The 18,674-nt window shown below is 70.7% G+C and carries 20 protein-coding genes; 10 read left to right on the top strand and 10 right to left on the bottom strand.

The window, feature by feature from the left end; genetic code table 11:
* Positions 1 to 3 precede the first annotated feature (3 nt).
* From moaB to QE438_RS00775, 3 genes are all read left to right on the top strand, one after another.
* Positions 4 to 522, top strand: coding sequence for a molybdenum cofactor biosynthesis protein B (moaB, locus tag QE438_RS00785; RefSeq protein WP_130523401.1), 519 nt, complete (start codon positions 4 to 6; stop codon positions 520 to 522).
* 32 nt (positions 523 to 554) lie between these two features.
* Positions 555 to 1,340: a polyphosphate kinase 2 gene (gene ppk2 / locus QE438_RS00780; RefSeq protein ID WP_130528922.1), complete on the top strand. Its 786-nt coding sequence runs from the start codon at positions 555 to 557 to the stop codon at positions 1,338 to 1,340.
* Between the two features lie 155 nt (positions 1,341 to 1,495).
* The gene (locus tag QE438_RS00775) at positions 1,496 to 2,563 is read left to right on the top strand and encodes a glycosyltransferase (protein ID WP_306993188.1); all 1,068 of its coding nucleotides are present in this window, start codon (positions 1,496 to 1,498) and stop codon (positions 2,561 to 2,563) included.
* A gap of 12 nt (positions 2,564 to 2,575) precedes the next feature.
* Here the strand turns inward: QE438_RS00775 and QE438_RS00770 are convergent, their stop codons facing one another.
* From QE438_RS00770 to QE438_RS00760, 3 genes are read right to left on the bottom strand one after another with little or no spacing between them, the layout of a single operon-like run.
* Entirely contained in the window at positions 2,576 to 2,848 is a 273-nt protein-coding gene (locus tag QE438_RS00770; protein ID WP_130516246.1) for an acylphosphatase, read from the bottom strand.
* Positions 2,845 to 3,420 carry a TlpA disulfide reductase family protein gene (locus QE438_RS00765; protein ID WP_306993190.1) on the bottom strand — a complete coding sequence of 192 codons (576 nt, stop codon included), beginning with the start codon at positions 3,418 to 3,420 and terminating at the stop codon, positions 2,845 to 2,847. The genes QE438_RS00770 and QE438_RS00765 overlap by 4 nt, the downstream gene beginning before the upstream one ends.
* Positions 3,420 to 4,697, bottom strand: a complete 1,278-nt coding sequence (locus QE438_RS00760; RefSeq protein ID WP_130515903.1) for a YihY family inner membrane protein — start codon at positions 4,695 to 4,697, stop codon at positions 3,420 to 3,422. The genes QE438_RS00765 and QE438_RS00760 overlap by 1 nt, the downstream gene beginning before the upstream one ends.
* Before the next feature lie 118 nt (positions 4,698 to 4,815).
* Here QE438_RS00760 and wrbA point away from each other — a divergent pair, with 118 nt between their 5' ends.
* Genes wrbA through QE438_RS00745 form a run of 3 tightly spaced genes read left to right on the top strand, consistent with a single transcriptional unit; the run spans position 4,816 to position 6,316 of the window.
* On the top strand, positions 4,816 to 5,415 hold the full coding sequence (gene wrbA / locus QE438_RS00755) for an NAD(P)H:quinone oxidoreductase (RefSeq protein WP_306993192.1): 600 nt from the start codon (positions 4,816 to 4,818) through the stop codon (positions 5,413 to 5,415).
* Positions 5,412 to 5,774 carry a DUF2069 domain-containing protein gene (locus QE438_RS00750; RefSeq protein ID WP_306993194.1) on the top strand — a complete coding sequence of 121 codons (363 nt, stop codon included), beginning with the start codon at positions 5,412 to 5,414 and terminating at the stop codon, positions 5,772 to 5,774. Before wrbA ends, QE438_RS00750 begins: the two co-directional genes overlap by 4 nt.
* Positions 5,775 to 5,830: 56 nt before the next feature.
* Positions 5,831 to 6,316 carry an asparaginase domain-containing protein gene (locus QE438_RS00745; protein WP_306993196.1) on the top strand — a complete coding sequence of 162 codons (486 nt, stop codon included), beginning with the start codon at positions 5,831 to 5,833 and terminating at the stop codon, positions 6,314 to 6,316.
* Between the two features lie 677 nt (positions 6,317 to 6,993).
* On the opposite strand, the gene QE438_RS00740 is transcribed toward QE438_RS00745, so the two are convergent.
* The 3 genes from QE438_RS00740 to sufT form a co-directional block, all read right to left on the bottom strand.
* On the bottom strand, positions 6,994 to 8,760 hold the full coding sequence (locus tag QE438_RS00740) for a S8 family peptidase (RefSeq protein WP_306993199.1): 1,767 nt from the start codon (positions 8,758 to 8,760) through the stop codon (positions 6,994 to 6,996).
* A gap of 407 nt (positions 8,761 to 9,167) precedes the next feature.
* Entirely contained in the window at positions 9,168 to 10,262 is a 1,095-nt protein-coding gene (locus QE438_RS00735) for a branched-chain amino acid aminotransferase (RefSeq protein ID WP_306993201.1), read from the bottom strand.
* A gap of 109 nt (positions 10,263 to 10,371) precedes the next feature.
* Positions 10,372 to 10,923: a putative Fe-S cluster assembly protein SufT gene (gene sufT, locus QE438_RS00730; RefSeq protein ID WP_306993203.1), complete on the bottom strand. Its 552-nt coding sequence runs from the start codon at positions 10,921 to 10,923 to the stop codon at positions 10,372 to 10,374.
* A gap of 155 nt (positions 10,924 to 11,078) precedes the next feature.
* On the opposite strand from sufT, the gene QE438_RS00725 reads away from it, so the two are divergent.
* The gene (locus tag QE438_RS00725) at positions 11,079 to 11,492 is read left to right on the top strand and encodes a hypothetical protein (protein WP_130515891.1); all 414 of its coding nucleotides are present in this window, start codon (positions 11,079 to 11,081) and stop codon (positions 11,490 to 11,492) included.
* 28 nt (positions 11,493 to 11,520) lie between these two features.
* Here the strand turns inward: QE438_RS00725 and QE438_RS00720 are convergent, their stop codons facing one another.
* On the bottom strand, positions 11,521 to 12,975 hold the full coding sequence (locus QE438_RS00720) for an NAD(P)(+) transhydrogenase (Re/Si-specific) subunit beta (RefSeq protein ID WP_306993205.1): 1,455 nt from the start codon (positions 12,973 to 12,975) through the stop codon (positions 11,521 to 11,523).
* Positions 12,972 to 13,271, bottom strand: coding sequence for an NAD(P) transhydrogenase subunit alpha (locus tag QE438_RS00715; RefSeq protein ID WP_130533625.1), 300 nt, complete (start codon positions 13,269 to 13,271; stop codon positions 12,972 to 12,974). The genes QE438_RS00720 and QE438_RS00715 overlap by 4 nt, the downstream gene beginning before the upstream one ends.
* A gap of 151 nt (positions 13,272 to 13,422) precedes the next feature.
* Between QE438_RS00715 and QE438_RS00710 the strand changes: the two genes are divergently transcribed.
* From QE438_RS00710 to QE438_RS00700, 3 genes are read left to right on the top strand one after another with little or no spacing between them, the layout of a single operon-like run.
* Positions 13,423 to 13,989 (top strand): RNA polymerase sigma factor, encoded by a 567-nt coding sequence (locus QE438_RS00710; RefSeq protein WP_228257775.1) that lies wholly within the window; start codon positions 13,423 to 13,425, stop codon positions 13,987 to 13,989.
* On the top strand, positions 13,986 to 14,354 hold the full coding sequence (locus tag QE438_RS00705; RefSeq protein ID WP_130528899.1) for a hypothetical protein: 369 nt from the start codon (positions 13,986 to 13,988) through the stop codon (positions 14,352 to 14,354). The genes QE438_RS00710 and QE438_RS00705 overlap by 4 nt, the downstream gene beginning before the upstream one ends.
* Positions 14,351 to 14,836 carry a DUF3106 domain-containing protein gene (locus QE438_RS00700; RefSeq protein WP_130523391.1) on the top strand — a complete coding sequence of 162 codons (486 nt, stop codon included), beginning with the start codon at positions 14,351 to 14,353 and terminating at the stop codon, positions 14,834 to 14,836. Before QE438_RS00705 ends, QE438_RS00700 begins: the two co-directional genes overlap by 4 nt.
* Before the next feature lie 187 nt (positions 14,837 to 15,023).
* Here the strand turns inward: QE438_RS00700 and QE438_RS00695 are convergent, their stop codons facing one another.
* Positions 15,024 to 16,121, bottom strand: coding sequence for an NAD(P) transhydrogenase subunit alpha (locus tag QE438_RS00695; protein ID WP_306993207.1), 1,098 nt, complete (start codon positions 16,119 to 16,121; stop codon positions 15,024 to 15,026).
* A gap of 67 nt (positions 16,122 to 16,188) precedes the next feature.
* A complete protein-coding gene (locus QE438_RS00690) occupies positions 16,189 to 18,579 on the bottom strand; it encodes a DUF1631 domain-containing protein (protein WP_306993210.1) in 2,391 nt (796 codons plus the stop codon).
* Between the last annotated feature and the right edge of the window lie 95 nt (positions 18,580 to 18,674).

Genomic DNA, 18,674 nt, shown 5'->3' with positions numbered 1-18,674 from the left:
GCGATGAGCCATGCAGATACCTTGATTCCCCTGCGCCTGTGCGTGCTGACCGTCTCCGACTCGCGCACCCTGGCCAACGACAGCTCCGGCGACTATCTGGTCCAGGCGGCCACTGACGCCGGCCACCTGCTGCACGAGCGCACGCTCGTGAAGGACGACATCTACCGCATGCGCGCCATCGTCTCGGCCTGGATCGCCGATGACGAGGTGGACGGCGTGCTGATCACCGGCGGGACCGGCTTCACCGGGCGTGATTCCACGCCCGAGGCGATCGCGCCACTGCTGGACAAGCAGATGCCGGGCTTCGGCGAGCTGTTCCGCGCGGTCAGCGTGGAGGAGATCGGCACCTCCTCGCTGCAGTCGCGCGCCTTCGCCGGGCTGGCCAACCAGACCTTCGTGTTCTGCCTGCCGGGCTCGACCTCCGCCTGCCGCACGGCCTGGGAGAAGATCGTCTCGGCCCAGCTCGACGCCCGCACCCGGCCCTGCAACCTGGCGACCCTGCGGCCACGACTGAAGGAATAAGCTCGGCCGCCACGCCCGCGCCAGGACCCATCATGAGCAAGAAATTCAAGCGCAAGGACTACGAGGAAGCACTCGCGCCGCTGCAGCTGCAGCTGGTCAACCTGTCGCGCTGGCTGCTGCAGACCGGCAAGCGCGTGGTGGTGATCTTCGAAGGCCGCGACACCGCCGGCAAGGGCGGGGCCATCGATGCCATCCGCGAGCACCTCAACCCGCGCCAGTGCAAGGTCGTGGCGCTGCCCAAGCCGTCCGACCGCGAGGCCACACAGTGGTATTTCCAGCGCTACGTGCAGCAGCTGCCGGCCGGCGGCGAGATCGTGCTGATGGACCGCAGCTGGTACAACCGCGCCGGCGTGGAGCGGGTCATGGGCTTCTGCACGCCGGACCAGTACACCTCCTTCCTGCAGCAGGTGCCGATCTTCGAACGGCTGCTGATCGACGACGGCATCCTGCTCTTCAAGTACTGGCTGACCGTGGACCAGGCCCAGCAGGAGGCACGCTTCGCCGAGCGGCTGGAGGACCCACTCAAGCGCTGGAAGCTCTCGCCGGTGGATCTGGAGGCGCGCAAGCAGTACGCGGCCTATACCGAGGCGCGCGAGGCGATGCTGGCCGCTACCCATACTCACCACGCGCCGTGGACCCTGGTGGACTTCAACGACCAGCGGCGCGGGCGCATCACCCTGATCCGTGACCTGCTCTCGCGCCTGCCGGATACCACCGTGCCACCGGCCCGGCTGGACATGAAACCCCTGCACGGCAAGCTGCTGACCGAGACCTACCACCTGATCGAGCCGATCCCGGACACCAGCGACGAGCGGTAACGCCGGTAACGCGTCAGCCGATGGCCCGGCGAGGGCGTTTGGGCCACAGCGACTGAATACACGGTGACAAATGCTGCCCCCGCAGCGTGACGAAATGCGCTAAACCTTTCATCATGTGTTCATCACGGCACCTGTGCCCGTGCCGGACGTCACCCATGCTGCATTTCGCCCCTGCTTCCGCCTCGCCCCCCCTCCTGCCGCGCGTCCGCCTGATCACCCGTGACAACGGGGTGGGGCTGCGCCGCGACCTGGTCATCATGTCGCGGGCCCTGGCCAGCGCCCAAATCGGCAGCCAGGCGCTGGCCTTCGGCGGATCGCGCATGGGCAACAACCTGCGCCAGGCCCGGGCCCGACTGGGTGCGCTGGCCACCGGGCGCATCGAGACCCAGATCTTCCTGGAGCGCGTCTACCGGGGCTGCCTGCCGGCCGCCCGGCGCAACGTGCTGGTCCCCAATCCGGAGTGGATGCTGGACAAGTGGCTGCCGCTGCTGCCGCGGTTCGAGCGGGTGCTGTGCAAGACCCGCCACGCCGAGCGGGTGTTCGGCGCGCTGGGCTGCGAGACGCGCTACATCGGCTTCACCAGCGAGGACCGCTTCGACGCCAGCGTGCCGCGCCGCCGCGCCTTCCTGCACGTGGCCGGGCGCAGCACCGCCAAGGGCACCGAGGCGGTGGTCCAGGCCTGGCTGCGCCACCCGGAGTGGCCGACCCTGACGGTGGTGCAGTCGCGCGATGTGCCCCGGATCGTGGCCCCCAACATCAACCACCGCCTGGACTACCTGGACGATGCGCAGCTGCGCGAACTGCAGAACGCGCACGCCTTCCACCTGTGTCCGTCCGAGGCTGAAGGCTTCGGCCACTACCTGGTCGAGGCGCTGAGCACCGGCGCGGTGGTCATCACCACCGACGGCGAGCCGATGAACGAGCTGGTCACCCCCGAGCGCGGCCTGCTGCTGCAGCCCTCGGCGCAGCGGGCGATGGCGCTAGGCACGCGCTATCGCGTGGAGGCCGAGGCGATCGAGGCGGTGGTCGAACGCGCGCTGGCGCTCAGCCCGGAGACCTGCGCCGCGCTGGGCGAGGCCGCGCGGGCCTTCTTCCTGGACAACGACGCGGCCTTCCCGCAGCGCCTGGCCCAGGCCCTGCAGCTGTCGCTCGACCCGGAAGTGCCGCGCCGCGGCCTGGCCCGTCTGGCCACCGCCATGCTGCCGGGCCAGAGCACCGGCTGAGCACCGCGGCGGTTAGCCGATGCCGAAGCCCGGCGCGACCGCCTCATCCCAGGCGGCACGTTCCAGCGTATCGACCCGCGCCAGCGCGGGGCCGTGCGCCAGCCAGGCGGCCAGCGCCTCCACGGCGGCGGGCTCGCCGCGCGCCACCACCTCGACCCGGCCATCGGCCAGATTGCGCGCGTAGCCGTCCAGCCCCAGCGCACGGGCCTGATCGCGGGTGGAGGCGCGGAAGAACACGCCCTGCACCCGTCCGCTGACCAGGAACCGGGCGGCGATGGCGCTCAGGACTTGGCCGCCGTGCCGGCGTCGACGGCCTGTTCGATCTCCTGCGGGGTGATCGGCCCGAGGAAGCGCTTGGCGATCCGGCCCTGCGGATCGAGCAGATAGGTCGTGGGCAGGCCCGACGGCGGCTCGAACGCGGCCGGCGGGTGATCCATCGACACCTGCGCGATCGGATAGGCGACCGGGTGCTGCTTGAGGAAGGCCACCAGCGCATCCGGCGCGATGTCGTCGAAGGCCAGGCCGACCACGTCGATGTCCTGGCGCCGCTGGTCCAGTTCGGACAGGGCCGGCATCTCGGCCAGGCAGGGATGGCACCAGGTCGCCCAGAAGTTCACCACCACCCAGCGCCCGCGATGCGTGGCCAGGTCGAGCGTGCTGCCGTCGGTGGCGGTCAGCTTCAGCGCGACCGGGCCATCGGCGGCGGGCGGCGTGGACGGCGGCGCGGTGGTCGTTCCGGGCGCGGCGACGGCGGGTGCGGAGGTGGCGGGCGCCTGCGCGCGCTGGCAGGCGGCCAGCACCAGCAGCGCGGTGCAGGCCAGGGACAGGGACAGAACGTGGGAACGGGAGGGCGTCATCAGCGGGGCGACTCGGGCAGGTTGCGGTAGAGGGTGCCGGCGTGATGCTGCAGCAGCTCGCGCACGGGCAGGCGGACACGGTCCAGCGCCTCGCGCGCGGCCACGCCCAGCGCGTCGTCCTGGCAGGGCAACGTCACCTCGGCGATGGGGATGCGCAGCTGGCAGGCCTCGTAGAGTTCGGCCAGCGTGGTGTCTTCCAGATCGCGGGCCAGCAGCCACTGGCCGTCGTCCGCGCAGCGCAGCAGGTTGATGCGCGCCAGATGGCCGATCAGTTCCTGGACCAGCGAGTCGGTCAGCATCGGCTCGAGCTTCATGATCTGGTTGTCGGTCAGGCCATGGCCGTGGCGCCGCGCCTCGACGAAGCGTCCGAGCAGGCGCAGCAGGCCGTAGATCTCGAAGCCCTCCGGCAGGCGCATGGCCTGCGGCTGGTAGCGGAAGGCCGCCATCGACGAGGCCAGCGAGGCGCCGAGCAGGATCGAGCTCCAGCTCAGATAGATCCACAGCATCAGGATCGGCGCCACCGCCACCGCGCCATAGATGCGCGTATAGGAATTGAAGCTGGCCAGATACAGGCCCATGCCCCACTTGATCGCCTCCAGCCCGACCGTGGCCAGCAGCGCGCCGGCGAAGGCGTAGCGCCACTGGATGGATCGATGCGGCACCACGCGGTAGATCGCGGCGATGGCGCACAGCTCGATCAGCACCGGCGCCAGCGACAGGGCCAGCGAGGCCACCTGCCGCCCCTCGGCGGTCCGGAACAGCGGCAGCGCGAACACCTTGGCGGTGATCGCCAGCGAAGCGGCCGACAGCAGCGCGCCCAGCGTCAGCACCGTCCAGTACATGACGAAGCGCCCCAGCCGCGGGCGCGTGCCCGACACGCGCCAGATGCGGTTGAACGCGGCCTCGACGCTGTTGAGCGTGATCAGCAGCGAGATCACCAGCGCGATCACGCCGGCCACGGTCAGATCGCGCGCCGCCGCGGCGAACTCCTTCAGATAGCCCTGCGCCGAGCGCGCCGCGCTGGGCACGAAGTTGGAGAACACGTAGTCGCTGAGCGTGTCGCTCCACTGGCGGAAGCCGGGAAACGCGGCCAGCACACCGAACACCACCATCGCCAGCGGCACCAGCGCGAACATGGTCGTATAGGCCAGCGCGGCCGCGGTCTGGAACAGGCGGTCGTCCCAGAAGCGCCCCAGCAGAAAGCGCGCGAACGCCGTCAGCCGCGCCCGGTCGCGGACGTGCTCGTTCCAGCGATGCAAGGTGGAGGCCAGGGACATCGGGGCCAAGCCTACCCGAAGTGGCGTGGGCGGCTGTGGTGGCGGCCATCCTCGGCCGCGACAAGCCGGCCTGCCAGCGCCGATACTGGCGCCCCCTTGCCGCGTGGACGCCCCGCCGATGCCCGAGATCCTGGTCCTCTACTACAGCCGTGGCGGTTCGGTCGCGCGCCTGGCGCGGCAGATCGCACGCGGCGTCGGCGAGGTCGAGGGCATGACGGCGCGCCTGCGCACCGTGCCGCCGGTGGCGGTGGTGACCGAGCGCAGTGCGCCGCCGGTCCCCGACGAGGGGGCGCCCTACGTCGACAAGCAGGACCTGGCCGACTGCGCCGGGCTTGCGATCGGCAGCCCGACGCGCTTTGGCAACATGGCCGCGCCGATGAAGTTCTTCTTCGATTCGCTGGGCGCCGAATGGGCCAGCGGCACGCTGGTGGGCAAGCCGGCGGCGGTGTTCACCTCCACCGCGAGCCAGCACGGCGGACAGGAAGCGACGCTGCTGAGCATGCAGATTCCGCTGCTGCACCACGGCTGCCTGATCGCCGGCATTCCGTTCACCGAGCCGCAGCTGAGCACCACGCGCACCGGCGGCACGCCTTATGGCGCCAGCCACGTGGCCGGCGGCGAGGACGATCCGCAGCCCAGCGAGGAAGAGGCCGCGCTGGCCCGTGCGCTGGGCCGGCGCCTGGCCGACATCGCGCGTCGGCTGCAGGCCACGCCATGAGCGGCGTGCGCACCCCGCGCCCGCTGCTGGCGCTGATGCTGCTGGCGCTGTCGGCGCTGTTCGGCTGGTGGTTCCGCGACGATCGCCATGCGCTGGCCACGCTGCTGGTGTTCACCGCCCCGCCGCTGGTGCTGGCCATCGGTGCGCGGCTGGGATCGCGGCTGGCGGTGTTCTGGTCGGGTGTGCTGGCGTTGGGCTGGTTCAGCCACGGGGTGATGACGGCCTGGTCGCATCCGGAAGTGCGGTTGTACGGCTGGATCGAGCTGCTGCTGGCGCTGGCCATCGTGCTGACGTCCAGCTGGCCGGGGCTGCGCGCGCGGCTGGGCCGCAAGCCGAAGGCCAGCGGCGGCGCACGCTAAAATCGTTCATCTTCGATCCCTGCCTGGACCACGCCGTGAACGCTCTTTCCTCGCCCATGGACGATCTGCTCATCGTCACCACCGGCGGCACCATCGACAAGATCTACTTCGACGACAAGTCTGACTATCAGGTCGGCGAGCCGCAGATCGGTCGCATCCTCAAGGAGCTGGGCGTCGCGTTCCGCTTCACGGTGATCCCGATCATCCGCAAGGATTCGCTGCACATCACCGACGCCGACCGCGAGCTGATGCGCGCCACCATCGCCGCGCAGTCCGCGCGGCATGTGCTGATCACCCATGGCACCGACTCGATGGTGCAGACCGCGCAGGCGCTGGCCTCGCTGGAGAACCGCGTGATCGTGCTCACCGGTGCGCTCAACCCAGCCGGTTTCCGCGGATCGGACGCCGAGTTCAACATCGGCTGCGCGGTCGGTGCGGTGCAGTCCGCGCCGGAAGGCGTGTGGATCGCCATGAACGGCCGCATCTGGGATCCGCGCCATGTGCGCAAGAACGTGGCGGCCAACCGCTTCGAACCGGCCTGAGGCAGGCGTAGCTGTCAGCGGAGGCTCGCGCGCGGCCGGACTTCCCACCACGGGAACCTGAAAGATCTACTCCAGATTGAGGGAGCACATCGCCTGAGCGCCCTACTTCGGAAGGGCAGCGGTCCGGCGGGCAGTGGCCGCTTATCCCTCAATCAGGGCATCCTGCCCTGATTCGGGCGCTCGGCTCCTGCCTCGCTAGGCGCGCCCCCTGCCCGCCGGCCCGCTGCCTCGCGCGTCATGTGTTGAGGCTTCGGTTCGAAAGAAGCCCCGATCCATCCGCAGAGGGCCTCTACCGGTTGGGTGCGGACCCCAGTCAGCGTGGGAGCCGCCATGGCGGCGATGGGCTTTTCTCATCAAAGCTTCAGCGCTGCTCAAGCATTGCCCGGCCGAGCCTCATCGCCGCCATGGCGGCTCCCACCAAAGCACGAGGCGCGGTCAGTCCTTTCCCATCCCGGCGTCGGCGGACTGAGCCGAGGAGCCGCGCCCGGCCGGATCAAGGCTGGCGGGCGAAGTGCGCTCGTCGTAGCGCACGCACCCGCACTCCAGTGGAACAACAAAAAAACCCGCCGGGCATCCCTGCTCCGGCGGGTCGTTTCGTTGCGCGCTTCCTTACGGCGCAGGGTGGGCGTCCTTTACCCCGCGCAATCCTTGCGCGACCCTGCGAACCTGGTGACGGATTACGGGGTGTAGCTCCCGGTCAGCTGCACGCCCGAATAGGTCGAGTAGGCCTTGACCCGCACGTAGTAGGTCCCGGTCTGCGGCGAGGCGAAGCTGCAGCTCTCCGAATTACCCGACTTGTACGGCCGGCAGGCGTAGGTCGAATCGGTCGGCGCACTGCCGAACCTCACATACAGGTCCGCATCGCCCGAGCCACCGCTGATGGTGAACTTCAGGTTGGTGGCGCCGGCCGGCACGTTGAGCGTGTAGTTGACCGAGTTGCCGGTGCTGGCCGACAGCCCGGTCACCGCCACGCCATTGGTGAGCGTCGAACCACTGCTACCGCCGCCGCCACTGCTACCGCCGGCCTTGGCCGCATCCACCGCCGCGCGCGCCTGCACGATGCCCGCACCGATCGGCTGCGAAGGCGTGGACGGGAAGGCCCGCGCGGTGTTCTTCAGGATCGTCTCGACCTGGGCCGGGGTCAGCGCCGGATTGGCCACCGACTGCATCAGCGCCACCACGGCCGCCACGTGCGGAGTGGCCATCGAGGTACCGCTGTAGGAGGCGTAGGTCTCCGAACCCGGCGAGGTGGTGCCGGAATTGAGCGTGGAAAGAATGTTCGAGCCCGGCGCGGCGATGTCCACCAGCGAGCCGTAGTTGGAGTAGCTGGCCCGCGCACCGCTGCTGGTGGTGGCACCCACGGCGATGACGTTGTTGCAGTTGGCCGGGCTGGCGTTGGAGACGTTGGTGTTGTCGTTGCCCGCGGCGATCACCAGCGTGGTCCCGCGCGACACGGCGCTGTTGATCGCCGATTGGGTCGTGCTGCCGCAGGCGCCGCTGCCGCCCAGGCTCAGGTTGATCACCTCCGCCGGGTTCTGGTTGGCCGGCACGCCGCTGACCGTGCCGCCGGAGGCCCAGATGATCGCGTCGGCGATATCCGAGTCGTAGCCGCCGCACTTGCCCAGCACACGCACGGGCAGGACCTTCGCGCCATAGGCGATACCGGCCACGCCCTTGCTGTTGTTGGTGACCGCGGCGATGGTGCCGGCCACGTGCGTGCCGTGCCAGCTGGAGTTGGAGGCGCCGATGCCGGCGCCGCACTCGTTGGCCGCATAGGCGTCGCCCGGATCGGAGGCATCGGAGTCGCGCCCGTTGCCATCGTTGGCCACGAAGGTGTCGGCGATGAAATCGTAGCCGGACAGGACGTTCGCATTGAGGTCCGAATGCGAAGTGATGCCGGTATCGAGCACCGCCACCACCGTGCCCGCGCCGTTGGTCACGTCCCACGCGGTGGTGGCGTAGATGCCGCCGGTGCCGGTGCCCAGGTCCCACTGGTCGCCGAAGCGGGTGTCGTTGGGCGTGAGCGTGGCATGGTTGAGCTTGTCGACCTCGACGTACTCCACGTCCGGATCGACGGCCAGCTGGCGCATCAGGGTTTCGGCGTCGGCCCGGTCCAGCTTGCGGCTGGCCACCAGCACGTCCGAGCCCACCGCGGTGCGGCGCAGGTGCCGCAGCCCCAGGGCCGCGCCCTGCGCCGAGGGCACGACGCGCGCGGCGCTGCTCAGGGACTGGGTCAGCGACGCGTCGCTGGTCGCCTTGGTGCTGCCGTCACGGTACTTGACGATGAAACGCTGGAATCCCTGCTGCTCGGTCGACTGCAGGCCGCTGAGGTTGACCCGACCCTGGGCCATCGCCGGGGACAACACCATCGTGGACAACGCGATGGCGGTTGCGGCGGTCAGGGCACGCAGCTGCAGACGACGCTTGGACACAACATCGGACATCGTGAATTCCTTTTTCGCTTGAGTAGACCGCGCTTGGCGCGGAGAAGAACCGGCGATGACCCACGGCCACATCGGGGCTGTTGGCGTGGACTGCAGCGCGTGTGACCTCCGGCGGACGGGTTTGCCGTTGTGGCGAACCTGACCGAAACCTAACCGAGGTGAATGTCGCGCGAGATGGCCTCGATGTCATTTTGTGACCGAGTGCGTCATGAAAAAAACTTATTTGGACGCGCCGTGAAACCATCAGGATGCGATCCGTTGCTGTCGCAACCTGTCTCGCCCTGGCTTTTCAAGGCCTGCGCGCGTCATTCCGCGACCTCGGCGAGACATCCCCCGCCGCAAACGACGACGCCCGGCGCGAGGCCGGGCGTCGGGGGCCGCTTGCTGCGGCGCGTCAGGGCCTGCGATCAGGCATCCAGGCGCACCAGCCAGCCGTGGCGGTCCGGCAGGCGGCCGTACTGGATGTCGGTCAGCTCCTTGCGCAGCGACATGGTGACTTCGCCGGCCGGCGCGTCCGGGCTGCCTACGGCGAAGCCCTCGCCCTTCAGCTCGCCGATCGGGGTGACCACCGCGGCGGTGCCGCAGGCGAAGACCTCGGAGATCGTGCCGTCGGCCACGCCCTGCTTCCACTCGTCGATGGAGACCTTGCGCTCCTCGACCTGCAGGCCGCGGTCGCGCGCCAGCTGCAGGATGGATTCACGGGTGATGCCTTCCAGGATGCTGCCGGACAGCGCCGGGGTGACCAGGCGGCCGTCGGCGAAGACCAGGAACACGTTCATGCCGCCCAGTTCCTCGATGTACTTGCCCTCGACCGGGTCCAGGAACAGCACCTGCGAGCAGCCCTGGGCCTGGGCGATGGTCTGCGGCAGCAGCGAGGCGGCGTAGTTGCCGCCGCACTTGGCTGCGCCGGTGCCGCCCTTGCCGGCGCGCGCATAGTCGGTGGACAGCCAGATCGACACCGGCGCCACGCCCTTGGTGAAGTACGGGCCGGCCGGGCTGGCGATGACGTAGTAGGACGCCTTCTGCGCCGCGCGCACGCCAAGGAAGGCCTCGTCGGCGATCATGAAGGGACGGAAGTACAGGCTGGTCTCCGGCGCCGAGGGCACCCAGGCGCCGTCGACGGCGATCAGCTGGCGCAGCGACTCGACGAACAGCTCCACCGGCAGCTCCGGCAGCGCCAGGCGCTTGGCCGAGCGCTGCAGGCGCGCGCCGTTGGCCTGCGGACGGAAGGTCCAGATCGAGCCATCGGCGTGGCGATAGGCCTTGATGCCTTCGAAGATCTCCTGGCCGTAGTGCAGCACCGAGGCGGCCGGATCCAGCGACAGCGGACCGTAGGGCTGCACGCGGGCGTCGTGCCAGCCGTCGGCGCGCGTCCAGCGGATGGCGACCATGTGGTCGGTGAAGTGGTTGCCGAAGCCCGGTGCGGCGAGGATCGCCTGGCGATCGGCATCGCTGCGCGCGGCGGCGGAGGGCTGGACGGTGAAAGCCTGGGACGAAGACATGGACCGCGACCTTGCTGGAGGACAAAACCCGGCAAGGATAGCGCCGCGCGCGCGGCGATTCACCCGACGCGACCACACGCAACCAATGCGCCGGCCCCGGCGCGGCGCCTTACAGCATGCCGGTTTCCAGGCGCGCAGCCTCGGACATCATCGTGCGGTTCCACGGCGGGTCGAACACCAGCTCGACATCGGCCTCGGTGACGGTGGGGATCATCTCCAGCTTGCTGCGCACGTCGTCGACCAGGATCTCGCCCATGCCGCAGCCGGGCGCGGTCAGGGTCATCTTGACGCCCACCTCGCGCTGCCCACCGTCGCGATGGCGCAGGTCGACCTCGTAGACCAGGCCCAGATCGACGATGTTGAACGGGATCTCCGGGTCGAAGCAGGTGCGCAGCTGGCGCCAGACCAGCTGCTCGACCTGCTCGTCGCTGGCGTTGTCGTCCAGTTCCAGCGGCTCGGGCGGCTCCTTGCCCAGCGCATCGGCGTCCTTGCCCGCGATGCGGAACAGGTTGCCTTCGACGAAGACGGTGTAACTGCCGCCCAGGGCCTGGGTGATGTAGCCGTAGGTGCCGGCCGGGAGCGTCACCGACTCGCCGGCGGGCACCATGACGGCGGCGCAATCACGCTCGAACTGGACCGGTTCGCTGCTGCTGGAATACATGGGGGAGAAATGGGGACGCGGGGCCGCGAGGCAAGCGCGCATTCTACCCGGCGCATCGCCCGGCCACGGCGCCACGCCGCGCGCCACAGCGTTGCGGGCCGATCGCGCCGGCCGGGACAGGTATGCTTGTCCGATTGCCCTGCGCGCCGTTGCCGATGCCCGCCCCGTCCGTTCGCTTCCCTCCGCTGACCGCCCTGGTCGTCTTCGCGCTGCTGGCCCTGCTGCAATCGCTGATGTGGATCGGCCTGGCCGCCTGGCTGGACCGCCAGTGCGGCTGGATGGCGCTGCTGCCGGCGCTGACCGCGGCCTGGCTGCTGCGCGCCGGCGGCATGGCGCCCGGCGCGTGGCGCGCGCTGTGGGCCGGCCTGCTGACCCTGCTGACGGTGGCCTGGGCCAACTGGGGCATCGTGGTGCTGCAGGTAGGCGTGATGATGGGCGTGACGCCGCAGGAATCGGCCGGCAAGCTCGGCGCGCACCTGGCCTGGACCCTGATCACGCTGGCCACCACGCCGCTGGACTGGGCGCTGATGGCGCTGGCGGTGATCGTGGCGGCGGTGCTGGCGCGCTGACGGCCAGCGCGCAGGTGCTGCCGGTGGCTCAGTGGCCGCCGTCGAGCGCCTTGAGTTCGCTCACCAGCGCGCTGGCCATCTCCGCGCCGTCGCCGTAGAGCATGCGCGTGTTGTCGGCGTAGAACAGCGCGTTCTCGATGCCGGCAAAGCCGGTGCCCTTGCCGCGCTTGATCACGATGACGTTGCGGGACTCGACCACGTCCAGGATCGGCATGCCGTAGATCGGGCTGGCCGGATCGGTCTTGGCGACCGGGTTGACCACGTCGTTGGCGCCGATCACCAGCGACACGTCGGTGTTGGGGAACTCGGGGTTGATGTCGTCCATGTCGGCGATCAGGTCGTAGGGCACGCCCGCCTCGGCCAGCAGCACGTTCATGTGCCCGGGCATGCGCCCGGCGACCGGATGGATGGCGAACTTCACCTTCACCCCGCGCGCGATCAGGCGCTGGGCCAGTTCCCAGATCTTGTGCTGGGCCTGGGCCACGGCCATGCCGTAGCCGGGCACGATCACCACGCGCTCGGCGTAGGCCATCATCGCCGCCACGTCGCCGGCCTCGATCGGCTTCTGCGTGCCGCTGATCTCGGCGGCCGCGCCGCCGCCGCCGAAGTTGGAGAACAGCACGCCGCTGACCGGGCGGTTCATCGCCTTGGCCATCAGCCGGGTCAGCAGGATGCCGGCCGCACCGACCATCATGCCGGCGATGATCAGCGCCTCGTTGCCCAGCACATAGCCCTCGAAGGACACCGCCAGGCCGGTGAAGGCGTTGTACAGCGAGATCACCACCGGCATGTCCGCCCCGCCGATGGGCAGGGTCATCAGCACGCCCAGCGCCAGCGCGGCCACGAAGAAGGCCACGATCGCCAGCGGCGACAGCGACACCGCCGCCCACACGCCCAGCGCGACCACCGCCAGCGCCACGCCCAGGTTGAACAGCTGCTGGCCCGGGAAGGTCACGCGCCGGTCCAGGCGCCCGTCCAGCTTGGCCCAGGCGATCACCGAGCCGGACAGCGACACCGCGCCGATGGCCGAGCCGATCACCGCCAGCGCCAGCGTGGTCGCTCCGGGCGCACGCGCGGCCAGCTGGGCCACGGCGGCCTCGCTCCAGTTGGACGTGTCGCGATGGACGATGAAGGCGTAGCGCAGCAGCTCCACCGCGCCGATGGCCGCGGCCGAGCCGCCGCCCATGCCGTTGTACAGCGCCACCATCTGCGGCATGTCGGTGATGGCCACCTTCTTGGCCGAGATCCAGGCCGCGCCGACGCCGATCGCCATCGCCAGCACGATCAGCGCCAGGTTGTGCAGGCCCGGCAGGAAGAACGTGGCGCCGGTGGCCAGCAGCATGCCCGCGCCGGCCCAGCGGATGCCGCTGCGCGCGGTCACCGGCGAGGCCATGCGCTGCAGGCCCAGCAGGAACAGCGTGGCCGCCACCAGATAGCTCGCGCTGACCACCCAGTCCAGCACGCCCACGGTGATCGGGTTCACGGCGTGTCCCCGGGTTTGCGGCTGGGCTTGAACATGTCCAGCATCCGCTCGGTCACCACGTAGCCGCCGGCGGCGTTGCCCGCGCCCAGCAGCACCGCGACGAAGCCCAGCGCCTTCTCCAGCGTGGTGTCGGCATGGCCCAGCACCACCATCGCGCCGATCAGCACGATGCCGTGGATGAAGTTGGAACCGGACATCAGCGGCGTGTGCAGGATCACCGGCACGCGCGAGATGATGACGTGGCCGGCGATGGCCGCCAGCATGAAGATGTACAGCGCAACGAAGCCGTCGATCATGGAACCGCGCTCCTCATGGACCCGCGCCCGGCACCGACCGGGGCGGGGCGCATCATAACCGCGACCTGACCGGGCCCGCCGCGCCGGTCAACCGCGCCGCGCGCGGCGCGTTTGCTCCGGTAACCGTGCTGCGTTGGCTATCCTCGTGCTGGTGAGTCCCCTGCTCCCCGATCCACCCGACATCCAATCGCCTGCGCCCGCCGTGCCCCCGGCCTCGCTGGAGGCGTTCCTGGGCGGCATTTCCACCCGCGCCTTCCGCTTCGCCGAGGCCGGGCTGCGCAGCCGCGAGGACGCCTTGGACGCGGTCCAGGATGCGATGATCAAGATGCTGACCTACGCCGACAAACCCGCCGCCGAATGGACGCCGCTGTTCTGGAGCATCCTGCGCCGGCGCATGATCGACCTGCAGCGCCGCGGGCGCTTCCGCCTGCGCTGGATGGTGCCGGCCAGCGAGCGCAGCGAGGAGTCGCTCATCGACTGGGCCGATCCGCATGCCGGCCCGGCCGACACCCACGACCAGCGCGAAGGCTATGCGCGCCTGGTCGAGGCCCTGCGCGGCCTGCCCGCCCGCCAGCGCGAGGCCTTCACCCTGCGCGTGCTGGAGGAGCTGGACGTGGCCCAGACCGCGCGCGCGATGGGCTGCTCGGAAGGCTCGGTCAAGACGCATCTGTCGCGTGCGCGCGACGCTCTGCAGAAACAACTGGAGGAGTTCCGATGAACGCCCCGTCCGACTTCGACCACCGCATGCGCCAGTGCCATGCCGCCTCGCTGCAGGCGCTGTCGCCGCAGACGCTCGCGCGGCTGCGCGATGCGCGCCACGGCGCCGGTCGCGCGCGGCGGCCGCGCGGCTACGCCTGGCTGGGCGCCAGCGCGTTGGCGGCCGTGCTGGCGGTGGCCGCCGCCGCCCGGCTGATGCCGCCTTCTTCCCCGGCCGTTTCGTCCAGCGCCACCCACCAGGTGCTGGCCGTGCAGGCCACCCTGCCTTCCGATGCCACCGACGCCTACGTCAGCACCGCCGACGTGCTGGACCAGAACCCGGACCTGTACGTCTGGCTGGGGGCCTCGGACACCAAGATGGAATGACGCCCATGCGCCGCTTTGCTTCCCCCCTGCTGCTGTTGCTGCTCGCGTTGTGCTCCGTCACGGCCACCGCGCAGGACCGTCGTCCGCCGCCCCCGCCTCCGCCGCCCCCGGGCGACCAGGGGCCGCAGCAGAACTGGCCGGCCTGGGACCAGCTCACCGCGCAGCAGCGCGACGTGCTGGTCTCGCAGCTGCGCGATCGCTGGAACGACGACCCGTCCCGGCGCGGCCGGATGATGGACCACGCCCAGCGTTGGCAGCGCATGAGCCCGCAGCAGCGCGACCAGGCCAAGCGCGGCATGGAGCGCTACGAGCGCATGAGTCCCGAGCAGCGCGACCAGGCCCGCGCCCTGTTCGACCGGATGCGCACCCTGCCCCCGGCCCAGCGCAAGCAGCTGCGCGACCAGTGGGACGCCATGACGCCGCAGCAGCGCGAGGACTGGGTCCGCGCCCACCCGCCGTCGCCGGAAGACGATCCGGATTGACGGTGTGCGCCGTGTTCGTGGCCTTCGGGCCAGTGGCGGCGATCGGTCTCTCGGTAAAGCCGCATCGCCGGCATGCCGGCTCCCACTCGTAGAGCGGAGCTCGCTCCGCTGGGGCTTCCCCGATTGATCCCACCGAAGAGCAGCGGAGCAAGCTCCGCTCTACAGGTGAGGGACGTGCCGGCCGTCTTCAGGCCGGCACGGCCTCGGCCTGCCACCGCGTCTTGGCCAGCAGCTCGTCCTCCCAGTCGAACGAGAGGGCATCGCCCTTCAGGAACAGCGCCACGAAGTTGTAGACGTTGCGCGCATACATCTCGCTGGCGTGCACCGCGCCCAGGCTGGCCAGGTTGAGCGGCCCGGCGACGGTCACGCCGCCCTCCGTGGTCACGGTCTGGCCGGGCTGGGTCAGTTCACAGTTGCCGCCGGTCTCGGCCGCCAGGTCGACGATCACGCTGCCAGGCCGCATGCCTTCCACCATCGCGGCGCTGACGATCTTCGGCGCCGGGCGCCCGGGCACCGCGGCGGTGCACACCAGGGTGTCCACGCTCTTGAGATGTTCGGCCAGGCGGCGCTGCTGCTCGGCGCGCTCGTCCTCGGTGAGCTGGCGCGCATAGCCGCCCTCGCCGGCCGCGCTCACGCCCAGGTCGAGGAACTTGCCGCCCAGCGATTCGATCTGCTCGCGCGTCTCCGGACGCACGTCGAAGCCTTCCACCTGCGCGCCCAGCCGGCGCGCGGTGGCGATCGCCTGCAGCCCGGCCACGCCGGCGCCGACGATCAGCACCTTGGAGGGCCGGATGGTGCCGGCCGCGGTGGTCAGCATCGGGAAGAAGCGCGGCGTCAGCTCGGCCGCGATCAGCACCGCCTTGTAGCCAGCCATGCCGGCCTGCGAGCTGAGCACGTCCATGGCCTGGGCGCGCGTGGTGCGCGGCAGCCGCTCCAGCGGGAAGGCCAGCACGCCGGCGCGCTGCAGCGCCTGCGCGCGGTCCGCATCGGCCTGCGGATGCAGGATGCCCACCAGCACGGTGCCGGCCGGCCAATTGGCGATGGCCGGCGCCGGCGGGCATTGCACGCACAGCACCAGCCCGCCGCCGATCGGCGCGCCGGCGTCCACCACGGCCGCGCCGGCATCGCGATAGGCCTGGTCGGGGAACCCGGCCTCGGCCCCGGCGCCGGACTCGACCTGCACGGCGGCGCCGGCGGCGATGAGCTTCTTCACGGTCTCCGGGACGGCGGCCACGCGCCGTTCGCCCGCTGCCGTCTCCCGCACCACCCGTACCTCGACCGTCATCCCGGTTGCGCCCGCCATCGAAGGAGCCGCGATGCTAGCAAAGCGCCGCGCCGCCGGTGGCCGGCCCTCAGCCCGGACCGGGCTGGCGCAGCACGCCGTCCAGGCGGTCGATCACGCCCTGCATGGCGCTGTCGAAGGCGTCCTCGTGCCGGTGCCGGCGCAGGCGGCCCAGCCGCACCATCACCGCCAGCTCCTCGGGCGAGGCCACGCAGAAGCGCACGCCACGGCGGTTGACGAACAGCAGCCGCGCCGAGATCGGGCTGACCCAGGACAGCTTGCCGGCCTGGACCTTGTTGTCCTTGTCGATGAAGTCCAGCCAGGTGCCGATCGGCAGCCCGCGGAAATGCTCGGCGTCGGCGCTGTCGAACTCCAGCGCGTCGGTGCCGCCGACCAGGGCCAGGTTGGGCGACTGCGCCGCGGCCGCGGCGGCCTGCGCGGCCGGTTCGGCCACCGGCGGCAGATCGGGCAGCGCGCGTTCCAGGTCCGGACGCGAGACCGACACCGCCTGCAGCGTGTCGTGCAGCGCGTCGATCGCCGCGCCGGCGGCCTCGCCGCCCATGCCCACGCTGCTGAACACCTTGATCAGCCCGTGCCGCCATTCGGACAGCCACGGCTTGCCGACCACCTGCGCCTGGGCCTCGGCCAGCTCGTGCAGCACGCCGTCGGCCAGGGCCAGGGCGCTGTCCGCCATCTGGCTGTCCTCGCCCTCGCGCAGCAGGGCCATGGTCAGATGGTGCGCCCAGGGCTGGCGCAGGAAGTCCTCGATCGTCTGCGGCACGCGCCGGCTCTCCAGGCGCTTGGTCAGCTCGATCGCGGCGCGCGCCCGCGCCGCCTCCAGCCGCTCCTGGCCGCGCTGCAGCTCGGTGGCGCGCCGTTCGGCGATCTCGATGCGGCGCTTGTGCTGGCCGAGGAAGTCGCGGAACTCCTCCTCCAGCATCTGGAAAATCGCCAGGTTCTCGTTGAACTCGGCCACCAGCCGGTCGACCACTTCCTCCACCTTGGCCAGCAGCGTGCGGTCGGCCTGCGACTCGCCGGTATTGCCCTCGCAGGCCTCGGCCAGCACGTTGAGCAGGCGCCGCGCCGGATGGGTCTTCTGCACGAACATGCGCCGGTCCAGCAGCGCGACCTTGACGAAGGGCACCACCAGCTTGCCCATCAGCTCGCGCGAGTGGGTCTCCAGGTCGCGCTCGTCGAGCATCACGTCGAACAGCATGCCGACCAGGTCGATGGCGTCCTCGTCCACCGGCGACAGGCGCGTGGCGCCCGGCTCCATGCCCAGGCGCGAGGCGTTCTGGATGACCTCGCTCTTCAGGCGCTGGGCCAGCGATTCGCTGCTGCTGCCGGTGGCCACCTCCTGCAGCGTGTCGCTGGGCGTGGTCTGCAGCATGGACAGCACCGAGAGCATCTCGCGCTTGGACAGCGAGCGGCTGTCCATGCCTTCCACGCCCTGGCCGCGGCCGTCGCCAGGCCCCGCCGCGGCGGCGTCGCCGACGCGGTGGCTGCGCGATTCCTGCAGCAGGTGGTGCAGGGCCTCGAGCAACACGCCCTGCGCGCCGGGCGCCAGCGGCGCCTCGGCCCCGGACCAGGCGCCGTAGCCGTCGCCGCCCTGGCCCTCGCCGGGCCAGCGCTGCGCGGGCGAGCTCAGGCGCTCGGTGAAGCGCGCCATCCATGCGGGCAGCGCGTCGTCGTCGTTGACTGCGCTCTGGCCCTCGCTGGCGGCCTGGCGCACCTCCACCGATTCCAGGCCCGGGATCGCCGCCGGCGGCGGCGCGGCCGGACGCGGCACCGGCCTGCGCGCGGCGGTGGGGTGCTCGGGCATCACCCCGGCCTGGGCCAGCAGCAGATCGAGCGTGTCGTAGATGCGGCCCAGCTGCGGGACCAGCTCGCGTTCGCCCAGCTTGAGCACGGTCAGGCGCACTTCCAGGGCGAAGTCGCAGGGCGCGAAGGCCTCGTGCAGGGCCACGCCCACGTGCTCGGCGCCGATCGGGTTGTGCTCGGCGTCCAGCTCCTCGATCCCGGCGATCAGGGCCAGGCGCCGGTCCAGGCGCTGCAGCACCTGGCGGCAGTCGCGGCCGACCACGCTGGCCAGGTTGCGCGCGGCCAGGCGCGATTCCAGCTCGGTCTCCGACAGCAGGCTCAGGCCGGTGACGTTGGCATCGGTCAGCGCGGTGTCGACCGACAGCGGCTTACCGTCCTCCAGCGCGCGCCAGGCCTTTTCCAGGTGATCGCGGAAGCGGGCCACGGAGGGTTCGCGCTGGCGGCGCAGTTCGCGCATGCCGTCCAGGAAGGCCATCTGCGCCGGACCCGCGCGCTCGGCGCGGTCGAACAAGGCATCGTCGAACCGCCCCAGCGCCTCGCCGAACGCGCTGGTCAGCGCGGGCAGTACCGTGCGCCGGGCCTGCTCGAGCAGACGCGGACTGCGTCCCAGTCCGTGCTGGAAGTCGGCGTAAGAAGACATACGGGCATCGTGTCCGTGGGGGTCAGACTGGGGGGAATGCGGTCCCCGACCGCTGCGTCATCCTAGTGTGAGCCCGGGCCATGAACCGTGACGGA

The sequence above is a fragment of the Pseudoxanthomonas sp. SORGH_AS_0997 genome (genome assembly GCF_031453535.1).
In the GTDB taxonomy this organism is placed as follows: domain Bacteria; phylum Pseudomonadota; class Gammaproteobacteria; order Xanthomonadales; family Xanthomonadaceae; genus Pseudoxanthomonas_A; species Pseudoxanthomonas_A winnipegensis.
This window is presented reverse-complemented; position numbering and strand designations above follow the sequence as displayed.